The sequence below is a fragment of the Brachyspira pilosicoli genome, assembly GCF_019402445.1.
Classification (GTDB): domain Bacteria; phylum Spirochaetota; class Brachyspiria; order Brachyspirales; family Brachyspiraceae; genus Brachyspira; species Brachyspira pilosicoli_B.
This window is the reverse complement of sequence record NZ_SRZM01000306.1, coordinates 1-6,208: the sequence shown is the minus strand read 5'-3', so window position 1 is coordinate 6,208 and position 6,208 is coordinate 1. Positions and strand designations below refer to the sequence as shown.

At 30.5% G+C, this 6,208-nt stretch carries 4 protein-coding genes; 3 read left to right on the top strand and 1 reads right to left on the bottom strand.

Going from position 1 to position 6,208, the window contains the following annotated elements; translation table 11 throughout:
* The first annotated feature begins 90 nt into the window (after positions 1-90).
* The 3 genes from E6A48_RS09530 (at position 91) to E6A48_RS09520 (ending at position 4,303) form a co-directional block, all read left to right on the top strand.
* Entirely contained in the window at positions 91-774 is a 684-nt protein-coding gene (locus E6A48_RS09530; RefSeq protein WP_219709982.1) for an NlpC/P60 family protein, read from the top strand.
* A gap of 30 nt (positions 775-804) precedes the next feature.
* Complete coding sequence (ftsH, locus tag E6A48_RS09525; RefSeq protein ID WP_219709981.1) at positions 805-2,898, top strand: ATP-dependent zinc metalloprotease FtsH; 2,094 nt, start codon at positions 805-807, stop codon at positions 2,896-2,898.
* Positions 2,899-3,118: 220 nt separating this feature from the next.
* On the top strand, positions 3,119-4,303 hold the full coding sequence (locus E6A48_RS09520; protein WP_219709980.1) for a cation:dicarboxylate symporter family transporter: 1,185 nt from the start codon (positions 3,119-3,121) through the stop codon (positions 4,301-4,303).
* Between the two features lie 612 nt (positions 4,304-4,915).
* On the opposite strand, the gene E6A48_RS09515 is transcribed toward E6A48_RS09520, so the two are convergent.
* The gene (locus E6A48_RS09515) at positions 4,916-6,091 is read right to left on the bottom strand and encodes a dicarboxylate/amino acid:cation symporter (protein ID WP_219709979.1); all 1,176 of its coding nucleotides are present in this window, start codon (positions 6,089-6,091) and stop codon (positions 4,916-4,918) included.
* Between the last annotated feature and the right edge of the window lie 117 nt (positions 6,092-6,208).

Sequence of the window (6,208 nt, the reverse complement as noted above, 5' to 3'; positions counted from 1 at the left end):
ATTTATAGGTAAAAATCCGATTTTGTATTAAATAAAGTACCTTGACTTTTTGTAAATATTTTATAAAATTATTTTTTAATTAGAGGAATTATGCATTTTTTTATTAGTATATTAATTGCTTTAATGTTTTCAAGCTATTCATTTGCACAAAATTATGGTTATGATAAAAATTATCAATCATATTTAGATGAAAATGGCGTAGAAATTGATGATAAACAAAAAGATAAAGTTAGAGAAGATATAAAAAAGTGGGCTAACTTTTATTTGCAAAAGCACTATAAATATAATGAAAGAGTTGAATTAACTCACCCAACTACAAAAGAGAAGAAAAAATTCAATTTTGATTGTTCTGGTTTTGTAACTGCTGTTTATTGGAGTTCTAATATAGCAGTATTTGAAAAACAAGCTATAATGGATTCAAGCGGCGTGAAAACAATATATTCAACACTTTCAAGATATAAGAAGATATATAATAATGGTATGCCGAATATTGGCGATATAGTGATGTTTGACAGAACTACATCAGATACAAAAAAACTTACACATGCTGGAATAGTTGTTGATGTAGATAGAGAAGAAGGAACTGTAACTTATGTACATGCCTCTACGAGTAAAGGGCTTGTTGAAGGCTATATAAATTTAAAATATCCTGATTTAGCTAGAAAAGACGGTAAAGTTATTAATAGCTATCTTAGAAGAGGAGGAGGCGTAGATTCACTTGCATCAAAATGTTTTAATAGTTATGGTACTATTTTAGATATACCTTTAGAATAAATATAAAAAAGAGATTTTTTTGGAGAATATATGGCTAACAATAAAAAAAAGAACATGAATAGAAGAAACAACATTCCTCAAAGTGGTGGCGGAAATCAGATTATTATAATATTGCTTCTTACAATGGTAGTAGTAATGGCAATAATGTATTTTCAGAAAACACCTCAAGTTAAGGCTCAGGAATGGGATTATTCTACAGTTGTACAAAAAGTAAAAGATGGTGTTGTTAAAGAAGTTACTATAGTTGACCAATACATAAAAAATGGTAAAGCTGTAGAAACTGTTAATGGTAAAATTACAGAGATAGATTTTTATTCTTATATACCTTTTACTGCAAGCGGTTTTGCAGATTTCCTTATAGAGAATAATGTAAAGGTTCGTGGAGAAGCAGAAAAACCTAGTTATTTTAGTATAATACTTGTAAACTTACTCCCTATACTTGCTATAGGATTTTTACTTTGGTTTTTTATGTTTAGACAGGTTCAAGGTTCAAATAACAGAGCTATGAACTTTGGAAAAAGCAGAGCAAGACTTCTAACAAAAGAAGATGTAAAAGTAACATTTAAAGATGTTGAGGGCTGTAAAGAGGCTAAAGAAGAGCTTCAAGAGGTTGTTCAATTCTTAAAAGATGCTAGTAAATTCACTAGACTTGGTGCTAAAATACCAAAGGGAGTATTATTAGTAGGCCCTCCGGGTACTGGTAAAACTTTGCTTGCTAAGGCCGTTGCAGGTGAGGCTAATGTACCTTTCTTTAGTATGTCTGGTTCTGAGTTTGTTGAGATGTTTGTAGGTGTGGGTGCTTCAAGGGTGAGAGATTTATTTGAACAAGGTAAGAGGTCTGCTCCTTGTATTATATTTATAGATGAGCTTGATGCTGTTGGTAGAACTAGAGGAGCTGGATACGGTGGCGGTCATGATGAAAGAGAGCAAACTCTAAACCAAATGCTTGTTGAAATGGACGGTTTTAATACTGACACTAGAATAATCATATTTGCTGCTACTAACAGACCTGATGTACTTGACCCTGCATTGCTTCGTCCGGGAAGATTTGACAGACAGGTTGTTGTTGATTTACCTGATGTTAAGGGAAGAGAGGGAATATTTAAAGTGCATGTTGCTAAAATACAGCATGACCCTTCTATAGATTTGTATCATTTAGCTAGAGCTACTCCTGGTTTTTCTGGTGCTGATATTGCTAATATGGTTAATGAGGCTGCTTTAATTGCTGCTAGAAATGACAAGGAAAGAGTTGAACTTAAAGATTTTGAAGAGGCTCGTGATAAGGTTATGATGGGTCCTGAGAGAAGAAGCATTCTTATAAGCGAAAAAGAAAAGCTTAATACTGCTTACCACGAGGCTGGACACACTTTAATGGCAGTGCTTCTTCAAAATACCGATGCTTTACATAAAGTAACAATTGTACCTCGCGGAAGAAGTTTAGGTGCTACTTGGACGCTTCCTTCAGACGGAAGATATACACTTCAGAGAAAAAAGGCTATTGATGAAATGTCTTTACTTCTTGGAGGACGTGTTGCTGAAGAGTTTAAGTTTGGTGAAGATTCTGTTACTACTGGTGCTTCTAATGATATAGAGAGAGTTACTGAACTTGCTAGAAGAATGGTTTGTGAATGGGGTATGAGTAAGCTTGGTCCTATTGCTTTCGGTCAAAAAGAACAGCCTATATTCTTGGGTAAAGAAATTGCACGCCACAAAGACTATAGTGAAGAAACTGCTCAAAAAATTGATGAGGAAGTACATAAGTTTGTAATAAAAGCTTATGAAAGAACTAAAAAATTAATAGCTGAAAATGCTGATAAATTTGAAGCATTATCTAGAGAGTTATTTGAAAAAGAATCTCTTGACATAGAAGATATTGAAAGAATATGTGAAGTTAAACTTGATAGAGTAAAAGACAAGTTAGTTTATGCTGGTAAAGACCCTAAAAGAGGTACAGATGAACTTGAAGACCCTTCTGCTTATCAAGATGGAGAAGTAAAGAGTGTTAAAGATGAAGTATTTTCTACTCCTATAAAACCTCTTAAAGATGAAAAATCTTCTAAGAAAACTTCTTCTATTAATAAAAAAATATCTTCTCCTAGCAGAAAAAAGAAAAGTGAAGAGTAATAAATTATAAAATAATTAAATAAAACATATAAAAACTACGGTATAATTTCTTATATCGTAGTTTTTTTATTACTATTTACAATATGTAGAAAATGTATTACACATATAATAATACAGAAAGATAAAAACCAAAAATAAAACTTTTAGTAAAATAATTAATTGATTGTATAAAAAAAATTTTCTATACTGTACTCATAACACTTACTTATGGAGTTTTAAAATGAAAAAAATTGGTTTGCTGCCTAGAATTATCATTGGTATAATTCTAGGTATTTTAGTAGGCATGTATCTTCCTGGTCCTGTAGTAAGAATATTTGTAACTTTCAGTTCTATATTTAGTTTATTTTTAAACTTTATTATACCTCTTATGATAGTTGCTTTTATAGGATACGGTATTGCTAGCCTTACAGAGGGTGCTTCTAAACTTATTGGAATTACTGTAGCTATATCTTATGGTTCTACACTATTAGCGGGAAGTATAGCTTTTTTAGTAGCTTCAAATCTTTTCCCTACCCTTTTAGGTTCTGCTGCTTTAAGCAGTGTAAAGATAGAATCTGGTTTAGATAGTTATTTTTCTATACCTCTTAAACCTTTATTTGATGTTACATCTGCTGTAGTATTTGCTTTTATACTTGGTATTGGTATTACAATGCTCAGACCTAAAAAACAAGGAGAAGAATTATTTTCTATAGTAAGAGATTCTGAAGAGGTTATACAGGCTGTTCTTAAAAATATAATAATACCTTTATTACCTATACACATTTTAGGTACTTTTGCTAATTTAGCTTATGCTGGTAGTATACAACATATACTTGTAATATTTGGTAAAGTATTTGCTGTTGTTATTACTTTACATATACTTTATATCACTGCTTTATTTGTAATATCTGGAATTATAGGAAAAAAATCTCCTTTAATGCTTATTAAAAACCAAATTCCACCTTATTTCACTGCAGTAGGTACTCAAAGTAGTGCTGCTACTATACCTGTTAGCTTAATAGCTGCCGAAAAAAATGGTGTTAGTGAGCAAATTAGAAATTTTGTTATACCGCTTTGTGCTACTATACACTTAGCTGGTTCTATGATTACTTTAACTTGCTGTTCTACTGCTGTTATACTCATACTTGGTCAAAACCCAACTTATAGCTCAATACTTCCTTTCATACTTATGTTAGGTATTGCTATGGTTGCTGCTCCTGGTGCTCCTGGTGGTGCTGTTATGAGTGCTTTGCCTTTCTTCTATATGATTGGTATCACTGGAGAAGAATTGCAAGGTTTGATGATTGCTTTATACTTAACTCAAGACTCTTTTGGTACTGCTGCTAATGTTTCTGGAGATAATGCTATTGCTGTATTTGTTGATTGGTTCTACAAGACTAAAATTAAAAAAGAGGCTGTTGCTTAAACAAAATTATTTATAATTAAATTAATATAGAGGGTAGTTTCTAATAGAAGCTGCCCTTTTTTGTTCATATAATTTTTTTATAGAATTTAAATTTATAGTTTTTTAACGCACGGTGAGCAGTCACTTGTATATTATAAGAATTATATTGTTAATTTAATTATATTTTAAATTTTGCTTACCGTGCGTGAATATATTTTTTAAATTTAAAAACAACTTGGGCGGGTGTGCTTTTTTAAATAAGCAAGAAAATTAATAAAACTAAATATTATAAATAAAGCATATAACCTAGAGGGCTGTATTTTATAAAAAGTTTCTAATATATAAATTTTAACCTATCTAACGCACGCTAAACAATCACTCGTATATAATAAAAATTATATTATTAATTTTATTATATTTAAAATTTGCTTTACCGTGCGGTTAAATATATTTTAAATTAAAAAAACAACTTGGGCGGGCGTGCTTTTTTAAATAAGTAACAAGATTAATAAAAATTAAATATTCTAAATAAGCATATGAATCTAGAGGGCGGGGGTTAAAGAAAAATTTTTAATACATAAAAAAGAGACCCAAATATTCATTTAAGCCTCTTTTATATTATAAATTAATAATTTAACTACTCTTTCTAAATATGCCTTGAAGTATTAAAGCTAAAGCACCATCTCCTGTAACATTACAAGCAGTACCAAAACTATCTTGTAAAGCAAATATAGCAAGTATCAAAGCAGTACCATCATCATTAAAACCAAGTACAGATATAATAATACCCAAAGAAGCAACAACAGTACCTCCAGGAACACCAGGAGCCCCTACAGCAAATATACCGAGTAATATTACAAATAAAATCATAGTTCCAACAGGAGGCAAGCTTCCATATAGTATTTTAGATATAGTCATAACAAAGAAAGTTTCAGTTAATACAGAACCACATAAGTGTATAGTTGAACCCATTGGTATAGCAAAATCAACAATGTCTTTATCTAAAGCATCAGACTTACTTGCACATTTTAATGCAACAGGTAAAGTAGCAGCAGATGACATAGTACCAACAGCAGTAAGATAAGCAGGTCCATAATGCTTAAATACTCTTGCAGGATTTTTCTTTGATACAATACCAGCTATAGTATATAATAATGTAAGCCATATAAAGTGTCCTACTATTGCTATAAGTATGATTATTAAAAATATTGGTATGCTTTTAATAACTGTACCCTCATAAGCTAAGGTAGCAAATGTACTTCCAATATAAAATGGCAATATAGGTACTACTACAGTATTAACCAAAAATAATATTATATTATTAAGCTCATCTAATAAGTTTTCAAAATACTGTGATTTAGTTTTTACAACTGCCACCCCTCCGCATATTGCTAAAAATAATGCAGTAATTACTGGAAATACAGGGTTAATATCTAATTTAAATATTATTTCAGGCAACTCTTTTCCACCTGCAACATTAGAAGCTATATTCAAATTAGGTATTATAGCATATCCTGCAACAGTAGAAAATAAAGCAGCACCAACAGAAGAGAAATAAGCCAAAGCAAGCATAACTCCCAACATCTTATTAGCCTTATTACCCATTCTTGTTATAGCAGGGGCAATAAATCCTAATACTATTAGAGGAACCATAAACGATATCACTTGATTAAGTACATATTTTATAGATTGTATTACATTGATTAAACCTTCATTAGAATATGTACCTATTAGAATTCCTACAACTATTCCTATAAACAGTTTTATCAGCAAATAGTCTTTTTTGCCTTTTTTGATAGACTCTTCCATAAATATTCTCCTAAAATAATTTCATACATATAAGTATAGTAATTTTTTCTTATATGTATATAAAAATTCATAAATAAATATATAAGATTTAATAAAAAATTATACGATATATTATAA

What these genes read in the sequence shown, in the direction of transcription:
- E6A48_RS09530 (WP_219709982.1), top strand. Translation starts at nt 91, where the DNA reads ATGCATTTTTTTATTAGTATATTAATTGCTTTAATGTTTTCAAGCTAT.
- E6A48_RS09520 (WP_219709980.1), top strand. Translation starts at nt 3,119, where the DNA reads ATGAAAAAAATTGGTTTGCTGCCTAGAATTATCATTGGTATAATTCTA.
- E6A48_RS09515 (WP_219709979.1), bottom strand. Translation starts at nt 6,091, where the DNA reads ATGGAAGAGTCTATCAAAAAAGGCAAAAAAGACTATTTGCTGATAAAA.
- ftsH (WP_219709981.1), top strand. Translation starts at nt 805, where the DNA reads ATGGCTAACAATAAAAAAAAGAACATGAATAGAAGAAACAACATTCCT.